Here is a 24,977-nt window from a genome sequence, read left to right on the forward strand (position 1 = left end):
CGTCATCCCGTGGCACGCGGCTTCCGCCTCCCCCCGTTCACGGGACGCGCCCGCAGCCGTCCCCCAGCCGGCTGCGGGCCGTCCCGCCCAGCAGAACGTGCCAGCGGCGCGAGGGCGGGGCAACCGGCTCGAAAACGTTTCGCACCTGGCCGAAACGTCGTGTGACGCTCAACCCTCGCCTCTCCCGCCGAAACCGCCCCGACCAGCGCTACCCTGCCCTCGAAAGGGGTGCGCCCGGCATGTTGGAAATTCACTTCACGGACGCGGACCTGGCGAAGCTGACCATCGCCGAGGACGCCGACCCGATGTGGGAGCTGCTGATGAGCAGCTACCGGATCCGGCGACCCGAGGGCGAGCCGTTCTTCGGCCGGTGGCGGCGGGGGTCACGCTCCGCGGTTCCCGAGTCGGGGCGGCTGCTCATGACCGCCGTCCCGCCGTACGGGTACTGCCCGGACTTCCTCACCCCGCCCGGCACTCGCACGGTCGGCGACGGGATCGCCGCGGTGCTCGAAACGCCGCAGCGGATCCTGGCCGCCGACGTGGCCGAGCTGGCCGCGCAGGGCACCCGCGTCCCGCCGTGGCTGCGGCGCGTCGGCGACGGCGACACGCGCGAGCTGCGCCGGCTGGGCACGGCCCTGCACGACTACTACCGGCAGTGCCTCGCGCCCGACTGGCCGGCGATCCGCCGCACCGTGGCCCGCGACCGCCGCCGGCTGCAGTCGAGCCTCGAGCGGGGCGGGCCCCAGCTGCTGCTCTCGACCCTGCACCCGGACATCACGTGGTGCCCGCCGGTGCTGCGGGTGCGGTTCCCGGTCGAGCAGAAGCTCCACCTGGGCGGCCGCGGGCTGCGGCTGCTGCCGACCTTCTTCGCCCACGGCATGCCGACGACGTACAAGGATCCCGGGCTCCCGCCGGTGCTCGTCTACTCGATCGGCCACACGAGCCTGGACAGCGACGCCGAACCCGGCCCGTCCCTGGCGGCGCTGCTCGGGCAGACCCGCGCCCGCGTCCTCATGACGGTGGCGATCACCCGCTGCAACACGAGCGAGCTCGCGGAGCTGACGGACATCTCCCTGGCCACGGCGAGCCAGCACGCGTCGATCCTGCGGGCCAGCGGGCTGATCACCAGCGCGCGGGTCGGCAAGTCGCAGATCCACGAGATCACACCGCTGGGCCTGGGGGTCATCCGGGCCGGCTGACTCTTTCTTGCATCTCAACCCCTTGACTTGACGTTTTCCTGCACGCAGGATGCGTTCTGTGCAGAACGAAGTCAAGACGACCGAGCTGGACCGGCGCATCGTCGGCGCCCTGCAGCTGAACGGGCGGGCCTCCTGGGGCGCCGTCGCGCGGCACGTGGGCGCCAGTGAGTCCACCGTGCTGCGCCGCGCCGCGCAGCTCACCGAGACCCGGCAGCTGCGGGTGATCGCGGTGCTCGACGTGCTGCGGTGCGGGCTCGGCGTACCCGTGCTCGCCCGGCTGCGGTGCCGGCCCGGGACGGCGGCCGGGGTCGCCGAAGCGCTCGCCGCGCGGCCCGAGGTGCGCTACGCGACCGTGCTGGCCGGTAGCGCCGACTGCTCGGCGGAGTTCGTCCTCCCGTCCTACGGCGACATCGCGCGGCTGCAGGGTGCCGGGTTGCCGGCGGCCGGGGACGTCCACGACGTGGAGACGTTCGCCGTGATGCGCACCTTCACCTCCAACCACGACTGGGACTCCGGCGAGCTGAGCCCGGAGGCCGTCGCCGACCTGCGCGGCGGTGACGTCCGGCCGTTCGAGGAGCAGCACTGGGAGCGCCCGCCCGAGCAGCTCGACGAGCTGGACCTGGCGATCTGCGCGGCCCTCGGCGAGGACGGCCGGCTGCCGTTCAAGGAGGTCTCACGCCAGGTCGGCACCAGCGAGTCCACCGTGGCCCGCCGGGTCGACTCCCTCGTGCGCCGCGGCTGCCTGCGCTTCCGCACGCTCGCCGAGCCCGCGATGTTCGGGTACGCGCTGGAGTTCATGCTCTGGCTCTCGGTCGTCCCCGGCGAGCTGGACCGCGCCGGGCAGCAGCTCGCCGCGCACCCGGGCACCAAGTACCTCTCGGCCACCACCGGCCGGTTCAACCTGGTGGGCCAGATCGTGCTGCGCCACTACGGCGAGCTGTACCGCCACACCACCGACGTCGTCGGCGCGCTGCCCGGGCTCCGGGAGGCCGACGTGACCCTGCAGGTTTCGACGCTCAAGCGCGCGTGGGCCCCGACCCCCGCCGCCAGCTTGGAGGACGCATGACCGGACAACCCTGGCTGTGGGACGAAAAGACCTGGCGCGGGCACGTCGAGCACGTCCGGGCGGGCCGCTCGCTGCGGCCCGAGTCGTGGCCCGGCGGCGCGAAGGTGGCCGTGGCGCTGTCGTTCGACTCCGACCACGAGACGCCCGCGTTGCGCGACGGCGACGTGCTGCCCGGCAAGATGGCCCAGGGTGAGTACGGCGCCCGCGTCGGTGTGCCGCGGCTGCTGCGGTTGCTCGAACGCTACTCCGCGCCGTCGTCCTTCTTCGTGCCCGCCGTGTCGGCGATGCTGCACGACGGCGAGGTCAAGTCCTATGTGGACAACGGACACGAGGTCGCGCTGCACGGCTGGATCCACGAACGCAACACCGCGCTGTCGGAGACCGAAGAGCGTGACCTCGCCTTCCGCGCAGCCGACGTCTTGGAGCGGCTCGCCGGTACCCGGCCGGTCGGCATCCGGACGCCGTCGTGGGACTTCTCCGCGCACACGCTCGCCATCACGCGCGAGCTGGGCCTGAAGTACGACTCGTCGCTGATGGCCGACGACGACTGTTACGAACTCCTCGAACACGGCGAACCCACCGGGGTCGTCGAACTGCCCGTGGAGTGGATCCGTGACGACGCGCCGTACTTCATGATGGACCGCTTCGCGTCACTGCGGCCCTACACGCCCCCGCGCGGAGTGCTCTCGATCTGGCGTGACGAGTTCGACGCGGCCTACGCCGACGGCGGCCTGTTCCAGCTCACCATGCACCCGCACATCATCGGGCACCGCTCGCGGATCGCGATCCTCACCGAGCTGCTCGACCACATCAGCGGCCACGACGGCGTCTGGTTCGCCACCCACGCGCAGATCGTCGACCACGTTCTCGGGGAGCGGCCATGACCACCGTCTCGTCCACTTCGGACATTTCCCACCGGTTGACGGCGCAGCAGCGCAAAGCGATCGTCGCCGGCGCCGTCGGCAACACCGTCGAATGGGTCGACTGGGCCGTCTACGCCACGTTCGCCCCGGTGTTCGCCGGCCAGTTCTTCGCCGGGGGCAACGAAACCACGGCGCTGCTGTCCACTTTGGCCGTGTTCGCCGTCGGGTTCGTCATGCGGCCCATCGGCGGCGCGGTGCTCGGCGCGTACGCCGATCGCCGCGGCCGCAAGAAGGGCCTGACGCTCACCATCTCACTGATGGCCGGGGCGTCGATCGTGATCGCGCTGTGCCCGACGTACACGCAGATCGGCGTGCTGGCGCCGCTCGTGCTGCTGCTGGCCCGGCTCGTGCAGGGCTTCTCCGCGGGCGGTGAGTTCGGGTCGTCGTCGGCGTTCCTCATCGAGTCGGCCGCGGCCGGGCGGCGCGCGTTCGCCGGGTCCTGGCAGCAGGTCTCGGTGGGCCTCGGCTCGCTGCTCGCGGCGTTGCTGGGCACGATCCTCAACTCGACGCTGTCCGACGCCGACCTGCACGGCTGGGGCTGGCGGCTGGCGTTCGGCGTCGCCGGGCTGCTCGGCCTCGTCGGCCTGTGGCTGCGGCAGTCGGTACACGAGACGGAAGCGTTCACCAAGGTCGCCGCGCAGCCGCGGCGGCGCAACCCGGTGGTCGCGATGGTCCGAGACCACCCGGGCGCCGCGCTGCGCGTCGCCGGCGTGACCATCGCCGGCACGCTGATCTACTACGTGTGGGTCACGTACATGCCGACGTACGCGCACCTGTCCACCGGCATCCCGCTCAAGACGGCGCTGCTGGCCAACACCCTCGCCATGGTCGTGTTCATCGTGCTGCTGCCGTTCGGCGGCCTGCTGTCGGACCGGCTCGGGCGCAAGCCGACGATGACGGCGTTCGCCGCCGGGTTCGTCGTGTTCGCCTGGCCCGCGTTCCACTTCCTGTCCAACGGGTTCTGGAGCGTGTTCGTCATCGAGCTGATCGGGCTCGTGCTGATCGTCGGGTACTCGGCGAACTGCGCGGTGATCATGGCCGAGCAGTTCCCGGCCGAGGTGCGCACCACCGGGATCGGGCTGCCGTACGCGCTGGCCGTGGCGATCTTCGGCGGGACCGCGCCGTACGTCACGACCTGGCTCAACGCGAACCACCTCGGCAACCTCGTGTGGGTCTACGTCGCGGCCGCCGCCGTGATCGGCGTCGCGGTGTACCTCACGATGCCCGAGACGAAGGGAAAGGAACTGTAGTGCGGAACGTGCTCGTGACCGGCGCCGGCGGCGGTATCGGCGCCGCGATCGCCGACCGGTTCGCCGCCGCCGGCGACCGCCTGGTGCTGGCCGACCTGCGCCTGGTCGAACTGTCCACAGTGGCCGGAAGGCTGCGCGCCGACCACGGCGTCGAGGTCGTCGAGCTGCCCGGGGACCTCGCGGACGCGGACCACGCTGCCGGGCTCGTGGCGCAGGCGGGCGCGGTGGACGTCCTGGTCAACGCCGTGGGCAGCTACCCCGCCACGCCGCTGCTGGAGATGACGGCGGCGACGTGGGACCGGGTCCAGGACGTGAACGTGCGGGCCGCGCTGCTGACGACCGTCGCGTTCGGACGCACCGGACGACCCGGCGCGGTGGTCAACATCTCCTCCGGTGCCGCCACCCGCGCCCGGCCGGGGGCGGCGCACTACGCGACGTCGAAGGCCGCGCTGGAGATGCTGACCAAGGCCTGCGCGGTCGAGCTCGGCGGGCTCGGCATCCGCGTCAACGCCGTCAGCCCCGGCTTCGTCACCGTGGACAGCGACGCGAACCCGGTCACCGAGGAGTACGCGGCGGCGGTGTCGGTGAACCCGCTCGGGCGCCGCGGGGAGCCGCGCGAGATCGCCGACGCCGTGTTCTGGCTCGCCGGGCCCGAAGCGGGCTGGATCACCGGCGCGATCCTGCGCGTCGACGGCGGTTCCACCGCGGGCGCGGCCGGGCTGCCCCTGCACTGGGCCGGCGGCACCGCCGTCCAAAACGGAGAGGAAGCACATGTCTGACCGGCGTTCGTACACCGTGGTCGGCGGCGGCGCGATCGGCGGGACGCTCGCCTTCCACCTCGCCCGCGCGGGGCACGCCGTGTCCGTTGTGGACACAGATGCCGCGCACGTGGCGGCGATCGTGGACCGTGGGCTCACCCTGCGCCGTCCCGACGGCGACGAAACGGTCGACCTGCCCGCGTTCGTGCCGGACGCCGCTCCCCCGGTGCTGGACCGTGTGCTGCTCGCCGTCAAGGCGCAGGCGACCGAGAACGTGCTGCAGTGGCTGGAGCCGCGGCTCGCGCGCGACGGGTTCGTCGTGTCCCTGCAGAACGGGCTGAACGAGGCGCTGATCGCGTCGTACGTCGGCGCGGAGCGGACGGTCGGGGCGTTCGTGAACCTGTTCGCCGACGTCGCCGAACCCGGCGTCGTGCGGGACGGCGGGCTGGGCGCGCTGGTCGTCGGCGAGCCGGACGGGCGGATCAGCGACCGCGTCGAGGAGGTCGTCGCCGACCTGCAGGCCTGGGGCCCGGCCAAGGCGACGGCGAACGTCGAGGGCTACCTGTGGGCGAAACTCGGGTTCGGCGCGATGCTGACGACGACGGCGCTGGCCGACGCGCCGATGGCCGACCTGATCGACCGGCACCGCCCGCTGATGCACGCGCTCGCGGCCGAGGTGCTCACGGCGGCCGGCGACCGGACCCTGGAGGCGTTCGACCAGTTCGACCCGGCCGCGTACCTGCCCGGCGCGGCCGGGCGCGAGGAGGCGACCGACCGGCTGGTCGCGTGGCTGCGGACGCAGCCGAAGGACCGCAGCGGCATCTGGCGCGACATCGCCGTCCGGCACCGGCCGGTCGAGGTGCACCACCACTACGCGCCCGTGCTCGAGGAGGCGGACGTACCGTTGCTGCGGGCGATGCTGGCGCGGCTGCGCGACGTCGAGTCCGGCGCCGTCGGGATGTCCGAGGACCACCTGAACGAACTGGAGCGAGGCCTATGATCCGGGAGCTGCACGAGTGGGTGCGGGCACACCGCGACGAGCTGCTGGCCGACGTCGCCGCTTACGTCGGCATCGAAACCCCCAGCGACGACAAGGAAAACCTCGCGCGCGGACTGTCCTGGGTGGACGGCTGGCTGCGCGAACGCCTAGGCGCGCCTTCGTCGGTGCGTGACGTCGACGGCGGCGTGCACGGCGATATCAAGGTCTACGACTTCGCCGGTGCCGGCACCCCGGTCCTGATCCTGGCCCACTACGACACGGTGTGGCCGCTCGGCACGCTCGCGGACTGGCCGTTCACCGTGGACGGCGACCGCGCGACCGGCCCGGGGATCTTCGACATGAAATCGGGCCTGGTCCACGCGGTGTGGGCGCTGCGCGCGCTGGACGCGGCCGGCCTCCCCCGCCCGGCCGTCCGGCTGGTCCTCAACGGCGACGAGGAGATCGGCAGCCCGGCGTCCCGCCCGGTGATCGAGGAGGCCGCCGCGGGCACGCGCGCGACGCTGGTGTTCGAGGCGAGCGCCGGCGGCGCGGTGAAGACCGCACGCAAGGGCGTGGGCCTGTTCCGCGTGCGCGCCACCGGCGTCGAGTCCCACGCCGGCCTGGACCCGACGAAGGGCGCGAGCGCGATCGACGAGCTGGCTCGGGCGATCCTGACCCTGCACGCCCTGTCCGACCCGGCCGCCGGCACGACGGTCAACGTCGGCGTGATCACCGGCGGGACCAGGCAGAACGTGATCGCGGGAGCGGCATCGGGCGAGATCGACGTCCGCGTATCGAGCGCGGCGGAGGCGGCTCGCATCGACGCGGGCCTGGCCGCCCTGACGGCCCACGACCCCCGGGCGACGGTCACCGTCGAGGGCGGCTGGAACCGCCCGGTGATGGAACGCTCGGACGCCGTCGCCGAGCTGTACGGCTTGGCCCGGTCCTTGGCGGCGGAGCTGGGCGTCACCCTGGAGGAGTGCTCGGTGGGCGGCGCCAGCGACGGCAACTTCGTGGCGGCGCTGGGCCACCCGGTCCTCGACGGCTTCGGCGCGGTCGGCGACGGCGCGCACGCACGGCACGAGCACATCAGCGTGGCGGGCATGCTGGAGCGCACGGCCCTGGCGGCCGCGGTGCTGCACCGGCTTGCCGGAAAGCCGGTGGCACCAGGCGGTCCGGCGGAATAGGCTTCCCCCGCGGGCAGCGGCATGGAGGAGATCGGCGGCAGATCGCCCTGCTCGGGACCGGGACGGCGCGGGTTCGAATCCCGCCTCCATGTCCACCCCCGCACCTTGGAGTAGTTCAGCAGGAAGAACACCCGGCTGTTCTCCGGGAGGGCGCAGGTTCGAACCCTGCCTCCAAGTCTTGGCTTCAGGGGGAAACACATGGCGATGGGGTATGCCTACGGGCAGCTCGAGCGGGCGCTGCGCAGCGCGGCGTCCGCAACGGACGGTGCGGCGCGCGCCCGTGCGCGGGCGAAGGCCGGGCGGTGGCAGGACGTCCTGGCCGGGATGGCCGACGGCACGCTGCGGATCGGCTCGCGGACGCCGGTCGCCGGCACCCCGGCGTGGGTGACCCTCGAGGTCGCGCACGGCGGGTTCGCCACCGGCCGGTACGTCGCCGAAGTTCCGCTGGACCCGGCCGAAGCGGCCCTGCCCGCCGCCGGGCCGGGCAGCACGGACCGCGAGCGGCTCAACCTCTGGTACCTCACCGACGACGGCCTCGCCACGCTGCGCGCGGCGCTGGCCACCGAGTCCTACCGGGTCGAGGTCCCGGAGGACGCCGCGCTGCCGGTCGTCGCGTGGCTGCTGGACCACGGCCACCCCGAGGCCGCGCTGGACCTGGTCGCCGAGCTGCGCCCGCTGCTGCACCGGCTGCGCCTGGCGCCCCGGCCGGGTGCGACGCCGCGGCCGGCGGGGTCGCTGGTGCGGCTGAGCACGGTCGGCGAGGTCCAGGCGTCCCTGCGCGCGACCGGCACGAAGCCCGCGATCGCGGCGATGCTCGAGACGCTGCGGGTGTGGCACCCGCTCTTCGATCGGCTGATCGCGCTGTGGTGCGACACCGTCGACGGTGACCTGCCGCGGTTGACCGAGGACGGCTCGGTGAGCGGTGGCTGGCCTTGCCGTGCGTGGCCGGCCGGCTGGGCGGAGCGCCGTGCGCAGTGGCTCGCCGACCACACGGCCGCGAGCGCGCGGCACACCGCGTCCACCGCTCACCTGCACCCGAAGAGCAACTTCGCGCGGCTGCACCGCGCGCTGCCGGCGTGCGAACACGACAGTGCGGAGCTGACCGGCCGGGACGTCGGCTGGATCCGCCGCGCCCTGGCGAACACCGTCACCAAGCACGGTGCGCCGGGGTCGGAGGCGCGCGCGGCGTTGCGTGCGGCGCAGGCGTCGGTCGCGGCGCGGCCGACGTACGCCGAGCTGGCGGCCGTGCTGGCCGAGCGGCTGGACCGCTACCCGGCCGAGGGCGGGCTCCCGGAGATCGACGTCGTCGTCGAGGACGCCCCGCCGCACCTCGTCGCGAAGGTCACCCGGGCGCTGGAAGCGCCGGTCGAGGAGCTGGTCGCGCGCGACGTGATCACCTCCGGCGACGTGCTGGCGACGGTCCTGCCGCAGATCACCGCGCAGCTGCTGGCGGCGAACCTGGAGGACGACACGCTCGCGGCGCTGTGCGCGCAGACGTACGCGGCGTTCCGGCGCCGTCGCGGGTTGCTGCTGCTCGACCTGGAGCACCAGGTCCGCATCGAGGAGCTGCCGTGGATCGGCGCGCTCGAACCGCTGCGCGGGCACCGCCCGGACGCCACCCGCGCGGCGCGCCACACGCTGACCCAGACGGTGCTGCTGGCGCTCGGGTCGTTCCCGCAGGCGATCCTGCCGAACACGCTGGTCCGCGAGCTGGGCGCGCTGGCGAAGCAGGCCGGAGCGCCGATGCCGCTGGTGGAGGAGGTCGCGGCGGACATCTTCACGGGCACGTTCACGGCGAAGTGGCGCACGGCGGCGGAACTCACGAGCCGCGTCATGGCCGGAACGCTCTACGCGCGTTACTACGACCTGCCGGCGACGTGGACGGCCGCCCCGCGCCCGCGCTGGTCCCGGGCCTTCGGCAAGCAGACCGCGGACGACTTCGCCGCGGCCTGCGTCGCCCGCGCGGAGGAGGCGCGGCCGGAGCGCGGATTCGGTTCCGTGGCCGCCAACGGCACGGTCCTCGAGCAGAGTCAGATCCTCACGACGCAGAACCTCGCCGTCCTGGTGGACACGCTGGCGCTGCGCCCCCGGCTCCACGCGTCCGCGCCCGAGCTGGCCGACGAGGTATTCACCTGGGTCGTCCGGCGCCTGGCGCTGCGGGTCGACGACCACCACGCGGCCCGGCAGACGGTGAAGAACGCCGCCTACGCCTGGCGGCAGGCCGTGTTCTTCCTGAGCTTCTGCGACGAACCGGCCCAGCGCGCGGCGGTGGACCGGCTCGGCGAGCAGGTGGCGCGAGCGGGCCTGGCGGACCGCTTCGGCCCGGCGGTGGCGGGTCTCGAGCAGGTCGTGGCGGGTGGCCGTTTCACCGGGTCCGGCACCACGGCGGACGGTGCGGGACGGCGGTTCCTCGGCTGGACGACCGGCACGCACTGGTACCTGCCGGAGCGCCGCTGCCAGGTCCGTGAATGTCGCATTGAGGGACTCTGAGTCCCTCAATGCGACATTCACGGCTTTCAGGTGCTACGGGGTGCTCGCCAGGTCTTGGACCGTCTCCGCCGGTAGGCGGGTGCACCCCGCCGCGCCGGGGTTGAGCAGCAGGTCCGTGCCCGGGTTGGCCGCCAGCAACGCGGCCAGCTCGCCGGCACCGACCGCTCGCCAGCCCGCCGTGCGGACCCGGCCGCGGTGGGCCGGTGCCGTCGCCACCAGCAGGCACGGGACCCCGTCCGGCGACGGCGCGGTCAGGGGCGAGCCCGTCGCGTCCAGCGCCACCGCCGTGGTCGCCTGGCGGAACACCGCGGCCACCTGGTCGAACTCCACGTCACCCGCGGCCATAAGGCGGAGCACCGCGTCCAGGGGATCCGCCGGGCTGTCCGGGCTTGACGGCTCGTACTCCGGGTTCGGCTCGAAGCCGCCGATCGAGCCGTCCGCCAGGGCCAGCCAGCCGCCGACCACGTGGGTCCGGTCGGGCGCCGACGGCTGCGGCTCCCTCGCCGGGTCCACCAGCAGCACCCACTTCTCAGCCGTCATCACGCACCCCTCCCACCGCGGCCGTCAACCGGGCCGAGCGTTCCGACGCGGCCTTCTCCTGCTCCTGATAGCGTCGCACGCCCTCCGCGATCCGCCACCGGTAGAGCCACGCCAGGTTCGTCACGCGGAACCGCCGCATCAGCCACAGCGCCCGCCGGGTGGGCTCGGGATCGTCCACCGCGCCACGCACCGCCTCGCGCTTGACCTCCAGTGGCAGCTCCACATCGGCCAGTTCCCGGAGCACCGCGGCGACCTCACCGGCCCGCGTCTCGACGTCCGGCGAAGCTTGGACGGCGTCCATCGCGACCGTGACCAGACCCGGCCGTAGCGCATCGTGCCTGGCCAGGGCGTCGATGGCGTCCGCGGCCGCGCCGACGTCCAGGCCGTCGGCCACCCGGGCCGCGATCTCCAGGACGTCGTCCCGGGCGACGACGGTGTCCGTGACGCCGTGCAGCTGCAGCAGCGCGAACTCCTCCGCCAGCCCGGCCACGGCCGCCGCGTCGGCCGGGCTCAGCGACCGGTCGACCACAAACGGAGCCGCACCGGGCGGCGTCAAGGCGAGCAGTTCGGCTTGGACCTGAGTCACCAGAGCCTCGGGCACGACGGGCATGGGCAAACCGTCGCCTAGACACTCCACAATGGACTCCGCCAGTGAACGAGCCGTGTCCACTCCGGAATCACCAGGAACGAGCGGTCGATAAACCAGACCGTCCCGCCAGTCACCCTTGCCCGCGCTCGGGAAGAAGTCCCGAATGGACGGACCGACCGGCCGCCACTTGCCCGACGCGGCATCGAACCGCCGGTCGACGACGTGCGTGACGCCGGTGAACGCCGCCACCTGCGCCAGCACCGAGGTCCACAGCAGACCGGGGTTCTCGTGCGACGCCACGGAGTCCGCGACGAGATCCAGCCGCAGAACCGGCAGACCCGAGCGAAGCCGCCCGACGATCTCGGCGACCGCGGGATCGATCCGCAGCCGCGTCGAGGCGAACGAGATTTCGACGTGCCCGCTGCCGCCGCCACGGATCTTCACCGGGACACGCGCCAGGACGTCGTGCGCGAGCGCCTCACCCAGATGCCCGGCCAACGCCTTCGCGACGGCACCCGCGCCGGCCCCGGAAAGGCTGATGGCGGGCAACGGACCGTCGCCGGTGTCGGCGACGAGCACCGCCTCCGCCAGTTCGCGCGCGCCGGCGGCGAGATCCGTCTCCCGGTGCCCGAGGTGCCGGTCGACGACCGCGCGGATGACGCCGGGCTGTTCGTGCTGCGCCAGCACCGGCCCGGCGTCGCGCAGCGCGAGGGTGGTCGCGACGGCCTCGCGCACGACCTCCAGGGTCCGGGCGCGATCGGCCAGCGGCACCAGCCCGGCGGTGGGCTCCGACCGGGCGTAGTTCCAGTCCTTCGCCAGTGCCTCGGTCAGCTCCGCGACCACCGCGCCGGTGTCGGCGGGCTTCCCGAACGTTGTCCAGTGGCCGCCGCGGACGACGGCGGTGAACGCGTCGTCGGTCGCGCCGAACAGCGGCGCGGAGGGCTCGTCGTCGTCCCGGCGGTTGGCGAGTACCGAGTCGGTTGCCGCGTGCACCGGCAGGCCGGAAGCCGCGTGGAAGTCGAACGCGACCCCGCCCGGCCCCGGGCGGCGTCCGGCCGCGCAGGGGAAGAGCGTCACCGATTCCGGTTGCGCGGTACCAAAAGACGACGTGACCAGACGGGCGAGCGTGGCACCGTCGACGAACACGGCGCGCGAAACACCGTCCACCTGGGCGAAGATCTTGACCCGGGTCTCCTCGCCGTGCCCGGTGACGAGGAACGTCCTGCCCTGAGCCAGTTCCTCCGCCCACGGCGCGCGGACCAGGACGCCGCCCTCGCCCGGCCCGCGACCGCGCAACGACGGCTGCGCGCCGGACGCGAACTCGCGCATCTCGTCCGGCGCGGCTTCCACGATGAGGTTCTCCCCCGTGGTCTGCGACAGCCAGGCCTGCACCTTCGCCGCCTCGTCCGGCTCGAGGAAGCTCACCCCGCGCACCTCGCCGGAGGCGTCCCGCAGCGAAGTCGCCGTGAGCGCGTCGAATTCGACGGTCGTCCCCGGCTGATCGGCCAGTTCGCCGGTGAACCCCCGCAGCTCGCCGAAGGTCGCGAAATGGCCCCCATCCGTCACTGTCGTGAAGCCGCGGGTGACGCCGGTCGCCTGCCCCAGGGCCGCCGACGGCCGGCCGAACAGCGCGGGCTCGGTCGGTGCGTGCACCTGCAGCGGCCCGCCCAGCTCGGACAACGCCCGCCGGAAGTCGTGGGCGACGCCGCCCGGGCCGTCGAGCTTGCCGGTGCTGCAGGCGATGAGCGTGATCGACGGCCGCGCGGACCCGGCCGCCTGCGCGAACGGTTTCGACGCGGTGAGCACCTTGGCGAAGGTCGCGCCGTCGACCCGCACGGTGCGCCCGCTCAGCAGCGTGAGCTTCACCGACCGCGGCCGGCCGTGAGCCATGACGAACAGCGAGCCGGGGTTCCACGGCGCCGGGCTCTTCGACGCCCACTCGCCGAACGCGCGGCCGTCCAGGTCCGGTTTCGCGCCGTCCCGCAGCAGGGCCGTGGTCCGCTCCGGCGTCGCGCCTTCGGGCAAGGATCCGACGGTGTCGGAATGGTCGTCCGCCCAGTCGCGTTCGATGTCGGCGGTGTGTTCGGCGGCGGGCAGGAACGACACCGCGACGATCCGGCCGGACCGGTCGGTGACCGGGCGGGCCTCGATCTGGGAAACGTCGAAGTCGTACGGCAGGCCGGTCCCGGTGTCGACGCCGGTGACGGTGTCCTGCGCCAGCACGGCGTCCACAGTGGACGGATCGAACGCGTCGACCTGCCGGTCCAGCTCCCGTTTGGCGTCCCACCACGCCTGCCGGGCGTCATCGGCCTGACGGCGAGCCTCGACGACCTCGTCGAGAGCCGCTTCACGACGGGAAATCTGGTCGGCGCGGTCGTTGCGGTGGTCGTCGAGCACGGCGGCGAGACGCTCGGCGCGGTCCTGCGCGGCACCACGAGCCCGGGTCAGCTCCGGCTGCGCCACCCGGATCGCGGCGGCCTGCTGCAGCGCCGAACCCCGCGTGGCGAGGAGACCCTGCTGCTCGGCCGAGCCGGGTTCGGCCGCCCCGGCCAGGGTGAGCGCCTGGTCGGCGACGTCGTTCAGGCGCGTGATCTCGGCGCTGCCCGCGCGAAGCCGCGCCCCGGCGTCACGGGCGTCGGCCTCCGCCGAGGCCAGCGCGTCCCGCAGCGCCTGGACGGCGTCCCCCGCAGTGTCGATACCGAGCGCCGGGCCGTCTTCGGTGAGCTTCCGCGAGCCTTCGCGCTGATCCAGCCACCGATCGTCGGCACCACGCTGGGCCTGGTCGACGGCCTCCTCGGCGGTGCGCCACGCCTCGGCCGCGTCCTTCACCGCGTCCTGGGCCTGGGTCAGGGTGTCCGGGAGCTTCGCCTTCAGGAGCGCCTCGACGTCGGCGTCGGTCATCCGGACCAGCGCCGACGACGGCACCTTCACCTCCACCGCCGCGGTCCGCCCGCCGCCGAGGTCGGCGACCACGCGGTACTCGACGTCGAAGCCGACCAGCCCGGTCCGGCCCTTCGGCTTGCCGGTCACCGACCGGTCGCCGGCGGACGTCGACGACGTCGGATCGGTGCTCGGGTCGGGTGAGCGGGTGTCGAGGCCGCCCCACGAATGCGCGTTCTGCCCGGGGTCGCTCACCCCGCCACCGCCGAGGTTGTGCTGCTGCTCGGAACTCGACGTCGTCTTCGCTTCGCCGGTGAAGGTCGCCGTCTCGGTCGCCGAGTGCTCGAGTTTGACGCTGTCGCTCAGTCCGGCGAGCTTCGGGTTGACGACCCGCGCGTACACCTTGACCGTGCCGTGGCCGTTGCGCAGCACCGCGGCTTCGTGCAGGTCAGGGACGTTCAGCGGCCCCTTGACCAGGTCCGGCAGGTTCGCCTGGAGCATCTCGTTGGTGACGGCGGACGCGAGCGTCGTGTTGCCGATCAGGCCGTCACGCGCCCCGGCGGTCCGCAGCGCCTGCCGGGCCGCGGCCCGCACCTCGGCGGCGCCGCGCAGGCCCTCGGTGGTCGCCGACGGCGGCAGCGCGCCGTGCCCACCGTCCTGCCAGGTCTTCAGGTCGGCGTCGGCGAAGGCCTTGACGTTCGTCGCCGCCGCGTTGTGGTCCTTCAGGGCGGACCCGGTGGTGATCTTCTGGTCGTCGGCGGCCGCCCGGACGACGAGATCGGCGTCCTGCGACGTGACCGGGAACGTCTTGTCGCCGCGGGTGACGACCAGCTCGAACTCCACCTTCGCGCGGTACCGCGCCGACGGGCCGCTCGAGGACGCCGTCTTCGAGGTGGTCTTGGTGCCGGTGGCCGTGGTCTGGTCGGTCTTCGTACGGGTCCCGGACACTCCCTTGTAGACACCGTCGTACCCGCTGACCTTCGCGTGGCTGTCGGAGAAGAGGCCACGCCCGGCGCCGCGGAACTGGCCGCCGTAGGACGAACCGTGGCCGGCGGTCTCCTTGGCCGTCGTGGTCGAGCTGGTCGCGTGGTCGATTTCGCTGCCGTCGTGTGCGACGTCCAGGAACTCGGTCTCGGTGATCTTCGCCTTGAGCAGCACCTGGTACGTGTCGGTCGTGACGACACCCGGGTCGTGCAGGACCAGGGGCACCCCGCCGTCGAGCGCACCGTCCACAAGGGACGTCACGCTCTCCGGTGCGGCCGTGTCCAGCATCCGCTGCAGGTTGTTCATCGAATCGTCCAAAACGGACTTCGGCAGCAGCCGGTCGCCGGTTTTGCCGAGCGCCGCGCGTGCGCTCCGGATGAGGCCGCTCAGGTCCGGCGCGTCCTCGACGACGGCCGCACCCAGCGCGCTGGACGTGCCGCCGACCAGCGCGGGCGCGGTGAGCGTGCCCGGCGCCGGGGTGCGCGGCTCGAGCGGCGGGAGCAGGCCCTGTTCGCGGGCCTGGTCCTCGGTCATCCGGACGAACACCGCCCCCGGCAGCTTGACGTCGGCGCCGGCGCGCGACTTCGCGCCGTTGACCACGCTCTCCTGCCGCGTCTCGGCGACGAGCCGCACGTCGGCGTCGTACTGCACCAGCACCGTCCGGCTGTCCGACGGCGCGCGGCGCACGTGGTCGACGCTCGCGCTCAGCTCGGAAGACGTGCCCTTGGTCCGGCTCCACGGGCTCCACTTGGCCGAGGTGTAGAGCTGGCCCTGGCCGTGCGGGTCGCCGCCGTCGGGGCGCACGGTCATGCCGAACTGGACGTTGCCCTCGACCGCCTGCTTGCGCGACTTCTCGTACCCCGCCTTGGTGCCGCCGGCGAACGTCGTGTCGCTGCCGCCCGCCTCGGACGTCATCACGAGCTTCGGGTTGCTGAGCCCGACGTTCATGCCGAGGCCGCCGACGCGATCGGCGACCCGGCGTTCGTACCGGAACCCGCCCGAGCGCGCGCCTTGCCGCAGGAAGCGCGGCAGGCCGGAGCGGAACGTCTGGGGCGTGAACATCCGGTCGATCCGCTTCCGCGCCTCGCCGCCGGGCAGGCCGAGCACACCGTCGCCGCCCGCGGCGCGTTCGAGCTGCCTGATCGCCTCATCCCGTAGGGTTTCGGTGTTCGCGACCGCTTCGACGTGCAGGAACTTCGGCGCCGGCGGCCGATCGGCACCGAGCAGGGCGTCCAGCCGGGGAGCGGTGTCCAAGTCGGTGGACGACGGTTTGCCGGGGGCGAACCGCGTCGGATCGGTCTTCGGCGCCGAGCCGTCGCTCACCCAGAGGTCGACCTGACCGGAGATCCTGGGCAGGCCGTCGCCGGTCTTGGCCACTGTGGACACCCGCGGCGTCTGCCGGAACGGCGATCCCGGTGTCAGCTTCTTCACCCACGGGCGGTGGCGGGTGTGGCTCGTGATCTCGACCTCGAACTCGACGTCGTGCTCGAAGACCTGCGCGTCGGGGCTGCCGCCGATCCCGGTGGTCGTGGTGGTGGTCGGGCCGCCGGCGTTCTTCCAGGTCGTGGTGTCGGAGTACTGCACCGGCGTGACGGTCGGGCTGATGCCGAGCGACGTCAGCGGCGTCGTCTTCGGGATCATCATCCGGCCTTCGAGGCCGACGCTCCAGCCCTTCTCCGTGGTCGTGCTGCTGCTCAGGGCCGGTGACGTCACGGTGCTGCCCTTGACCGAGCGGCCGGTGGCCTGGCCGAGGTGCCGGCCCGGGGACAGCTTCGCCTTGACCGTGACGCTCAGGTACTCGTCGGTGAACAGGCCGCGCCGCTTGAGCTGCGTCGACACGCCCGGCCCGAGCAGATCGTCCATCTTGGACCGCAGCGCGGCCGGCGAGAAGGTGGCGGTGAGCTTGCGGAGGTTGCTCAGGCGTTCGGCGGTGTCAGCGCCGGAGCCCTTGGAGACGTCGCGCTGGAACTTGTCGAAGCGGGGCAGGAACTTCGCGAAGCCCGGGCGTTCGCGCAGGGTGTTCTCGAGCTGCGCCTGGACCTGCGCCGCGGGGGTGAAGGTGCCCGCGCGGACGTGCCCGGCCGCCGCGGCCGCGGCGAGGTACGGCGGCTCGAACCGCTGCTCCCCCGGCGTCACCTTGTCGCGGGTGCCGTCCGGCACGGGCAGACCCTGCGCCTTGGCTTCCGGCAGTCCCATTCGGACATACGCGGTGGCCGGCACGGTGACGGTCTCACCACTCGACGTCGTCACCGCGAGATCGACGGTCACCTTGTACAGCCCGATGTCGCCCTTGGCGTTCAGGTTGGTCTTGCTGGTGACACTCGTGCCGCCCTGCGACGTCTGCGTGACCTTGGCCGACGCGCTCCCGCTGATCCCGGCGACCCCGCCGACGGCACCGGGGACGTAGGCACCGCCGCCGAAGATCCCGTTGATCTCACCACCGGACTTGGACGCGGCCGAGGTGCTCCCACCGGCGACGGAGGAGTCCGTGAGCTTCACCTCGGAGTCGCCGGGCACAGTTCCGAGCAGCTCGACGTCGGTCGGCTTCGCCCGCAGCTCCACGGCCTCGCGGTAGCTGCCGTGCGGGCTGAACAGGTCGTTCGACACCACCGGCGAGCCGGAAAGCGCGGTGCCGATGACCTGCCGCAGGCCACCGCCGCTGACGAAGTCGCGCAGCGCCGTGCGGCCCGGCGCGCCGAACTTCGTCACCGACGGGTGCAGCTTGCCGCTGACCTGGTCGAAAAACGCCTGCTCGTCGAGGAGCACGGCCTCCGGGGCGAGGAACTCGACCCGCTCGGCCCAGTCGTCCCGCGGGGTCGCGTCCGGGGTTTCGTGCGACTCCAGCCCGGCGAGGTCGGTCGGCACCAGGAGCCGGACGCTGCCGTCCACTTCGGACCCGGTCTGCCCGCCGGTCTGGGTGGTGACGGTGATCCGGTACTTCACCGGGACGTCGGCGTTCTGCAGGTCACCGGCCGAGCGGATCACCCGCTGCTCGGTACCGGTGTTCGTCGAGGTGTGCTCGATGGCGGGCGACGCGAGCTGCGCCGACACACCGATCGAGGCGTAGGGCCCGGCCGGGAACAGCCAGAACGCGGACGTCGTGATGCTGCCGGTCGTGGTGTCGGCGTGCGGGTCGCCGTGGGTGACCTCGTTCTTGTTCGTGACGTCGCCGGCGGCGGGCGTGGCGTCGGTGACCTGGTCGGCGGCGACCGAAGGCAGGTCCGGCACGGCCTGGACGCGGACCTCGAACCACTTCTCCCCCACCCGCACCATCGACGCCTTGCCCGAGCCGAGGAACGACTCGAACCCGCCGCCCTCGAGCGAGCCGGTGATGGCGTCGACGCCCTCGGGACGGCCATCGGCCAGCGGGCTCAGCAGCTGCTCGATCCGGGTGCCGACCTCCTCGGCGCCCCGGACGTCGACCGGGGCCAGCGCGCCGAGCGCACGGCCGTCGCGCGCGTACTCCGGCAGCCGGGCCCGCAGCGCCCGGGTGTCCGGGGTGTCGTCGACCAGGACGTCGTCGCGGTGCCCCGGGTCCCAGCCGGCGATCAGCTGGTCGAAGAACTCGGCGCGGTGCGGGGCGTGCTGTCGCAGGTGGTCCGGGTCCATGAAGTAGTACTTGGCGGTCTCGGCCATGTCCTCGTGGACGTTGGTCGCGCCGTACTTGCTGATCGGGCGTTCGCCGTCGAACGCCGGGTAGCCGTCGGCGTCCCAGTGTCCGGTGTGGACGTTGAACGCGGCCTGGTTGTCCTTCAGCGCCTTGAAGATCCGCTCGGCGGCTTTGCCGGACAGCTCGTTCTCGAGCCGGGCGAAGACGTCCGGGTGGTCTTGGGCCAGCCGCGTCACGAACTCCGAGCGGCGCGGCGACCGCGTCGCGAACCCGTCCGGGTCCAGCAGGTGGGACTTGAGGGCGGCCTTGAAGTCGGCGACGTCGTCGCGGATCTTCGGGTCGGCCGGCGGTTCGCCGCCGGCCCTGCGGTGCGGCGAGCCGTCCGGGTTCCAGCTGCCGACGTGCTTGCCGTAGTCGTCGAGGGCGTAGGAAAGCAGGCCGTGGGCGAGTTCGTGGGTGACCGTGCCCTCGATGCCGCGGTGACCGCCGCCGAACTCCTTGTTGATCACGCCCATCGCGTACAGGTTCACGGTCCCGTGCGAGGCGAGGTACTCCGCGCGGGCGGTCGGCGCGATCTGGCCGCGTTCGACGCCGAACGACACCGCCGCGAAGTGCTTGACCTCCTGCTCCGCGTGCGCCCGGCTCGAGTTCGCCCGGCGCTCGCCGAGGATCGGGGCGTAGTGCTTCAGGGCGTCGTCGATCGCGCGGGTCTCGTCGGCGGTGAACTCGCGGGGCTTGACGCGGGCCAGCACGGCCGGCTTGGCCTGCGGGTTCGTCTCGTGGACGGCGCGGACACCGTGGGCCGAGTCGAGGTCCGTTCCGCCGGGACCGGGGTCGTTGTCCCCGACCAGCACGGTCCCGTCGTGCACCGCGTCGTCGAAGAGCCTGGCCAGTTCCTGGTACTTCTGCTCGTACGGGGTCTTACCGCCGTCGCGGGGCTCGTTGGAGTAGGCGAACCGGTGCTCACCCGGCACCGGCACGTGATCGCCGTCCTTGACGGCCAGGCCGGTCAGCTTGTCGTACCCGTCCTGGACCTCGCCGGTGGTGTCGTTGACGAACTTCGCCTGCGGGCTGTAGGAGGAGAAATCGGCCTGGTAGTACTGGTGGAACTCGCGGAACAGGTCCCGCACGTCGGACGCGTTCGGCGTGCGGCCGTCCGGCGTCTTCGCCTTGTGGGCGAGCGTCTTGACGAAGTCGTGAACGTCCTTTGCGGACACGCCCAGGTCGCGGAAGTAGAAGCCGAACGGGTCCGAGTCGACGAACTGGCGGGCGATCTCGAAGTCACGCTGGGACGCCCACAGTCCTTCGTGGCGGTTCATCTGCCGGACCGCGCCGCGGTGTTCCGGCTCGCGGTCGTGGCTGACCTGCGCGTCGCCGTACTGGAGCTTGGAGTTCACCTTGTCGGCGTCGTGGAACAGGATAGCCTTCGCGATCGCGTCCCGGGAGACGAACCGGCCGGCGTCCTGGTGGCCCTGGGTGAGCTTGAGGTACTGGTTGAGCACCATCTGGGCGTGCTCGCCGAACGTGTTCGGCTTGGTCTGGCCGGGCGCCCGGTCCGGGCGGCCGTCGGCCTGCGGCTTGACGGTCTCGGCGAACTTGCGGGCCGTCTGCTCGTCCACACTGGACACCAGGCGGTCGAGGATCTTCTTGGCGGACTCCGGGTTCGGTGCCGCCAGCTCGTCGTGGATGGCCGAGGTGAGTTCGCGGCCCGCGGCCTGGTGCCGGGCGAACACCGCCGGGTCGTTCTTCTGGGTGTGGCCGAACGTGTGCTCGGCCTGCCAGCGGCCGAACTCGTTGGCGAACGGCGTGCCCTCGATGCCGTTGTCGGTCAGCTCCGTCTCGCGGGTGTCGAAGTCGGCCTTGATCCGGCGTTCGTCGGTGGCGATGGCCGAGCCGATCTCCGCCTGGGTCGCGAAGTCGGGCAGCCGGTCCATGAACGTGTCGGCGTCTTCGTGGGTGACGGGGTCGAACCGGGCGTTCCGCAGCAGGTCAGGGTGGCGCACCTCCGGGCCGACCGCGTTCATGAGGGTCTTCCGGAAACCGGCGTCGGCGAGCTTGCCCGCGTTCTTGCGGCCCAGCTCCTTCGTCAGGGCTTCGGCGACGTCCTTCTGCTTGGCCTGGAAGTGGGCGCGCAGGGCGTCGGCGTCGAGGCCGACCAGCGACGTCTTGGTGACCGGGTGCATCGCCTTCGGCACGACCTGGGCCTTGAGCTGCGCGGCGAAGACGTCCGGGGCGATGGTGACACTGGGCTTGGCGAGCAGCTTCTTGAGGTCGGGGTTCTTGGCGAGGTCGTCGGCGATCCCCTTGGTGAAGGCTTCGGCACGCCGGCCGCTCAGGTAGCCGCGTTTGCCCTGCGGGACCTGGTCGAGCTGAGTGCCTCGATCGCTCTTGAGCGCGTCGAAGTGCTCGCGCACGGTCTGGTGGACGATCTTCGCGACGTCCGGCCCGAACGTCCCGGTGTCACCGAGTTCGCCGGTCAGGCGGCCGGTGACGGCCTTGGTGACGACGTCCGCGGCCTTCGCCGAGACCTGCGGATCGGCGGTCATCGCGGCGCGGATGGTGTCGAGGGTGTCGCGCCGCGCGTTCGGGGTGGCCTCGGCCAAGACCTGGTTCGGGAGCTTGAGGCTGTCCTTGACCTCGCCGAGGATCGTGTCCTTCAGCTCCTGCGGGCCCACCGGGACGCCGTCGGGAGCGTGCTGCCGGACGGCGGTGTCGATCGCGGCGCCGATCCCGTCGGAAAGCTGCCCGACGGTGGCGCGGCCGGGACCGTGGGTGTTGAGGAAGACGTTCATGCCCTCGGTGCGGCGCGCCTTGCTGTCCGCGGCTTCCTTGGTGACGACGTCGGGAATGCTGTCGCCGGCCGGGCTGAAGAACAGGTCCGGCGAGTTCTTCCAGGTGTGGTAATGGTTTCCGAGCGTCTTGGCCAGGCCGCGCAGCGCGGCCGGGTCGTTGCGGAAGTACTTGCGTCCGTCCGGCGTCCAGCTGAACCACGGGTCGTTCTCGCGGCCGAGCGCGGCGGAGTCGAAGTCCGGGCTGATGCCGAGCCGGTGGTAGAGGTCGGCGAGATCCTCCTGCCGGCCCGCTACGTCCGGCATCTGGTGATCATGCCCGCCCGGGGTGTAGGTGACCAGCGAGCCCTTGAGCGCTTGCCGCTGGAGCGCGTCGAAGTCCTTGCCTCGCAGGCCGAACTGGTTCGTGTCACCGTTCTGGTCGACGTTCATCGAGAGGCTGTTGCCCTGGGACCGCGCCTCGACGGTGGCCTGTTCGCTGACCTTGGTGAAGGTGTCGAGCGGGACGAGGAACGACCGCAGGACCGGCTGCATCCCGGGTTTGCGATTGACGTCGTGCTCGTACTTCGCGGTCCACTGCAGGGCCCGCAACGGGCGGCCGCCGCCGACCCAGAAGATCTTCGAGCCCTCCTTGCCGTCGCCGCTGAACGGGTGGACGGTGCCGTCGGCGTCCTGGTGGACGTCCTTGAACTCCGAGCCGCGCGTGGCCGGTGTCAGGATCGCGGTGTAGAGGCGGACGTGGTGCTGCCCCTTGACCGTCTCGATCTCGAACTCGCCGCGGTGGACGACCTTGCGTCCCTCTTCGGTGCGCAGGACCGTGGAGCCGGGGTAGCTCACTTGTGGACGTCCGATGTGGACGTTCTCCTGGGTGCCGAGGTAGGTCGGCTTACCGTCGACGTCGGTCCGGACGATGTGGACCGGACGGCCGGTTTCCGGGCCGTGGCTGGTCCAGTTTCCCTTGGTGTCCAGTACGTGCACGTGGACGCCGGCGGCTTTGGCGAGCGCGTCGAGATTCGTCTCGTGGTTGTTCGCGTCGAGCGCTCCGGTGATGCGGGCGTGCTCGTGGGGTGCGTTGTCGTCGAGGCTGACGGCGACGGCCTCGCGGAAGTTGTCGTGCGACGTGTCTCCGCCGACGAGCACCGGCTCCAGGCCGTGCACGCCGAGGACGGTGTGCTGCGGCGGCGGCAGGACGCTGCGGTCGAGGACCTGTCCGGGGTGCGGGTCGTCGATCCGGACGGTGTTGACCGTGACGGGTGCCTTGGCCGGGCTTTGGTGGATCGACGGCTGCTGCGTGTGCCCTGACGGGGGTTCAGGACGTGGCGCGGGCGTGACGCCCGGGTCGCCGAGGGGGTGGTCGCGGATCGGCGCGGTGTCCGAGATCTCCTGGATCTTGGCGAGGTTCTGGTCGGTGAGCGTCGAGTCGGTCCAGGCGTCCGGGCCCATCACGCCGGGCTGGTCGACGCGGTGGAACAACAGGCGGTCGTCGTGGTAACCCTCACCGAGGCCGAGGTAGTGCATGACCTCGTGGGTGAGGCCGGTCTTGGCGTCGCGGACGTCCCAGTGCGTCTGGTCGGTCGGCCTGGTCCCGTCCACTGTGGAGTCGTGGACGTCAACCGGGACGCCGCGGCTGCGGTCGGTCTGCCAGTCGCCGTCGACCGTCCCTTGTGGAGTTTTCACGTCGACCGTGACGTGCAGCTTGTCACCGCCGGGCAGGTGGTTGTCCTGGTTGATCGTGGCGTCGAGGTGCTTCTGCAGGTCCTGCGCGAGCTGGGCGCGAGCCTCGGGCGTCACCGAGCCGGAATTCGACGTCAGGTCGAGCGGAACGGTGAAGTCCCGCACCCAGTCGCCGTTCGCGGTCTGGTAACGGCGGACGTCGTAGCGGATCTGGGTGATCGCGCCGTCGAGTTCGCCGTCCTTGAGGCCGGCACCCTCGAACTGCTGCGCGATCGATTTGGCGGGGTCGAAGCGCTCCGAGACCAGCCGCGCGGGCGGCGCGGTCTCACGACGGCTGGTGTCGGTGCCGCTTTGGACGTCTGAAGTGGACTGTCGATTGTGGACCTTGGGCGGCGCCTGGGCCGAGTTCTGGTGCCGGTGGTCGATCAGCGCGTCACGGGTCTTGACGGCCAGGTTGGCCAGCGCGCGAGCGTCCGGATCGGCCTTGGCCGCGGCGGTGAAGGCGGCGCGTTCGTCCTTGGGCAGCGTCTTGAGCAGATCGGGGCCGGCCAGCTTGGGCGGGTTGGGGCCGTTCGGCGTGATGCCGTGGAAGGCCATCTTCGCGGCGGTGCGCGCGAGGTTGGGGTCGACGGCGGTGTGCGCCGCGAGGTGGTGGGTGACCTGGTCGGTCCAGGTGGTCGGGTTGGCGTGGCTCTGGGTGAGCGTCGCGGGATCCGGGCCGGCCTTGGCGGCGATGCGGCTGCCGTCGGTGCGGACGGCGAGGCCGGTGTCGAACTTCGCGATGGCGGTGGGGTGCTCGCCGTACTTCCAGCCGGCGTTGCGCTGCGCGATGACGGAGTCGAGCAGGCCCTGGCCTTCCTTGGCGCCGTAGTCGAAGCGGCCGGTGTGGGGGTTCTTGGTGCCGAAGGTGGCGTCGTTCTCGAGCTTGGGCCCGGTGAGCCGGACGAAGGTGTTGGGCTCGGGGAAGTAGACGCTGCGCGGATCGACGCCGGCCATGGCGTCGCGCACGTCGAGGTCGAGCTGGGCGGCGGCGTTGGCGTTCGGTCCGTCCTGGTCGCGGACGCGGTAGCCACCGCTGAGGATTTCGGGCGGCCCGTCGGGGTTGTTCTTGACGGAGGCGTCGACGGCGTCGAAGAGCGGCCCGCGGTCGGTGGTGAAGCTGTCGACGTCGGCGTCACCGATGTGGAGGTAGACGTCCCCGGTGATCCGGCCGGTGAGTTCGGTGGTGACGGGATGCCGGACGATGCTTTCGCGGATGGCGCCGTACGGAATGGTCTTCTGGTCGTCGACGTCGGAGGTGGGGTGCCGCCAGGTGAACCCGACGACAGCGACGGGATACCGGCCGTCCCAGCTGCTCTGGAAGTTCCGGACGGCCTGGTCGACCTGCGCGGCGTCCCGGCCGTTGACCCCGATGACCAGCCCGAAGCGGCCGCGGTGGCTGTCACCGTCGAAGCCCTGCCCGTACTTCGCGGCGAGCGCGGCGAGGTCGACGTCCGGAGTGGCGGCCACGGTGGCGACGACGCCGATCGAGTCCTGGTTGTTGTTGTCTCGGTTGCCGATGTCGCCGAGGATGCCGGTCTCGCGGACGAAGGTGAAGGAGAAGTCCTTGCGGGCTTGGTGGAAGTCGGCCTTCCCACCGTCGGCTTGCGGAGCGACGGTGGTCTTGGCTTTGGGCGCGGCGGCCGGAGTGTGGCGGGAGGGCTTCTTCGGGCCGATGGTTTCGGTCCGAACCGGCTTGGCTTTGGTCGGACCCTGTCCGTTCGAGGAGGCTGCCGGATCCGAATCGTCCTTCTTCCCGGGGCCGGTCTTCGTGTCCTCGTCATTGGTGACCGTCGAAGCTTGGCCCGGGTCAGGTGGAGTCGTGCCCCTCGGGGGTGCGACGGGGTCGGTCTTGATGGGCTTGGCTGGCGCGACGGGCCCTGGCTTCTGGTCGGGCGTCGCCGGGATGCCGCCGGTTTTGCTGACTCCAGCCCCGGTAGCCGACTCGGGACCTGTCGTGGGGGTACCGGCCCCCGTGGCCGCCCGAGCTCCGGTGGCCGGTCCGGTCCCGGCGTTCGAC

The 24,977-nt window shown here is 72.1% G+C and carries 10 protein-coding genes and 2 tRNA genes; 10 read left to right on the plus strand and 2 right to left on the minus strand.

Annotated features, from left to right (window positions below; all coding sequences use genetic code 11):
- Window positions 1-239: 239 nt before the first annotated feature.
- The 10 genes from ACGFMK_RS37560 (at window position 240) to ACGFMK_RS37605 (ending at window position 9,852) form a co-directional block, all read left to right on the plus strand.
- Window positions 240-1,199: an ArsR/SmtB family transcription factor gene (locus ACGFMK_RS37560; RefSeq protein WP_392773729.1), complete on the plus strand. Its 960-nt coding sequence runs from the start codon at window positions 240-242 to the stop codon at window positions 1,197-1,199.
- A 49-nt stretch (window positions 1,200-1,248) separates the two neighbouring features.
- Window positions 1,249-2,265: an Lrp/AsnC family transcriptional regulator gene (locus ACGFMK_RS37565; protein WP_392773731.1), complete on the plus strand. Its 1,017-nt coding sequence runs from the start codon at window positions 1,249-1,251 to the stop codon at window positions 2,263-2,265.
- The gene (locus tag ACGFMK_RS37570; protein WP_392773732.1) at window positions 2,262-3,149 is read left to right on the plus strand and encodes a polysaccharide deacetylase; all 888 of its coding nucleotides are present in this window, start codon (window positions 2,262-2,264) and stop codon (window positions 3,147-3,149) included. The genes ACGFMK_RS37565 and ACGFMK_RS37570 overlap by 4 nt, the downstream gene beginning before the upstream one ends.
- Window positions 3,146-4,438 (plus strand): MFS transporter, encoded by a 1,293-nt coding sequence (locus ACGFMK_RS37575; RefSeq protein WP_392773733.1) that lies wholly within the window; start codon window positions 3,146-3,148, stop codon window positions 4,436-4,438. Before ACGFMK_RS37570 ends, ACGFMK_RS37575 begins: the two co-directional genes overlap by 4 nt.
- The gene (locus ACGFMK_RS37580; RefSeq protein WP_392773734.1) at window positions 4,438-5,217 is read left to right on the plus strand and encodes an SDR family NAD(P)-dependent oxidoreductase; all 780 of its coding nucleotides are present in this window, start codon (window positions 4,438-4,440) and stop codon (window positions 5,215-5,217) included. The genes ACGFMK_RS37575 and ACGFMK_RS37580 overlap by 1 nt, the downstream gene beginning before the upstream one ends.
- Complete coding sequence (locus ACGFMK_RS37585) at window positions 5,210-6,196, plus strand: ketopantoate reductase family protein (protein WP_392773735.1); 987 nt, start codon at window positions 5,210-5,212, stop codon at window positions 6,194-6,196. Before ACGFMK_RS37580 ends, ACGFMK_RS37585 begins: the two co-directional genes overlap by 8 nt.
- On the plus strand, window positions 6,193-7,362 hold the full coding sequence (locus ACGFMK_RS37590; protein WP_392773737.1) for a M20 family metallopeptidase: 1,170 nt from the start codon (window positions 6,193-6,195) through the stop codon (window positions 7,360-7,362). Before ACGFMK_RS37585 ends, ACGFMK_RS37590 begins: the two co-directional genes overlap by 4 nt.
- Window positions 7,363-7,382: 20 nt before the next feature.
- Window positions 7,383-7,457: transfer RNA gene (locus tag ACGFMK_RS37595), tRNA-Pro, on the plus strand.
- Between the two features lie 9 nt (window positions 7,458-7,466).
- Window positions 7,467-7,539 (plus strand) — tRNA-Asn (locus ACGFMK_RS37600).
- Window positions 7,540-7,560: 21 nt separating this feature from the next.
- Complete coding sequence (locus ACGFMK_RS37605; RefSeq protein ID WP_392773739.1) at window positions 7,561-9,852, plus strand: hypothetical protein; 2,292 nt, start codon at window positions 7,561-7,563, stop codon at window positions 9,850-9,852.
- Between the two features lie 33 nt (window positions 9,853-9,885).
- Here the strand turns inward: ACGFMK_RS37605 and ACGFMK_RS37610 are convergent, their stop codons facing one another.
- Complete coding sequence (locus ACGFMK_RS37610) at window positions 9,886-10,392, minus strand: type VII secretion system-associated protein (protein ID WP_392773741.1); 507 nt, start codon at window positions 10,390-10,392, stop codon at window positions 9,886-9,888.
- The gene (locus ACGFMK_RS37615) at window positions 10,382-24,427 is read right to left on the minus strand and encodes a hypothetical protein (RefSeq protein WP_392773743.1); all 14,046 of its coding nucleotides are present in this window, start codon (window positions 24,425-24,427) and stop codon (window positions 10,382-10,384) included. The genes ACGFMK_RS37610 and ACGFMK_RS37615 overlap by 11 nt, the downstream gene beginning before the upstream one ends.
- Between the last annotated feature and the right edge of the window lie 550 nt (window positions 24,428-24,977).

Origin of the sequence: Amycolatopsis sp. NPDC049252 (assembly GCF_043197175.1) — a bacterium.
Taxonomy (GTDB): domain Bacteria; phylum Actinomycetota; class Actinomycetes; order Mycobacteriales; family Pseudonocardiaceae; genus Amycolatopsis.

Excerpts from the sequence above, each read along its gene's own strand:
- ACGFMK_RS37560 (WP_392773729.1), top strand. The coding sequence starts at position 240 with ATGTTGGAAATTCACTTCACGGACGCGGACCTGGCGAAGCTGACCATC.
- ACGFMK_RS37565 (WP_392773731.1), top strand. The coding sequence starts at position 1,249 with ATGCGTTCTGTGCAGAACGAAGTCAAGACGACCGAGCTGGACCGGCGC.
- ACGFMK_RS37570 (WP_392773732.1), top strand. The coding sequence starts at position 2,262 with ATGACCGGACAACCCTGGCTGTGGGACGAAAAGACCTGGCGCGGGCAC.
- ACGFMK_RS37575 (WP_392773733.1), top strand. The coding sequence starts at position 3,146 with ATGACCACCGTCTCGTCCACTTCGGACATTTCCCACCGGTTGACGGCG.
- ACGFMK_RS37585 (WP_392773735.1), top strand. The coding sequence starts at position 5,210 with ATGTCTGACCGGCGTTCGTACACCGTGGTCGGCGGCGGCGCGATCGGC.
- ACGFMK_RS37590 (WP_392773737.1), top strand. The coding sequence starts at position 6,193 with ATGATCCGGGAGCTGCACGAGTGGGTGCGGGCACACCGCGACGAGCTG.
- ACGFMK_RS37605 (WP_392773739.1), top strand. The coding sequence starts at position 7,561 with ATGGCGATGGGGTATGCCTACGGGCAGCTCGAGCGGGCGCTGCGCAGC.
- ACGFMK_RS37610 (WP_392773741.1), bottom strand. The coding sequence starts at position 10,392 with ATGACGGCTGAGAAGTGGGTGCTGCTGGTGGACCCGGCGAGGGAGCCG.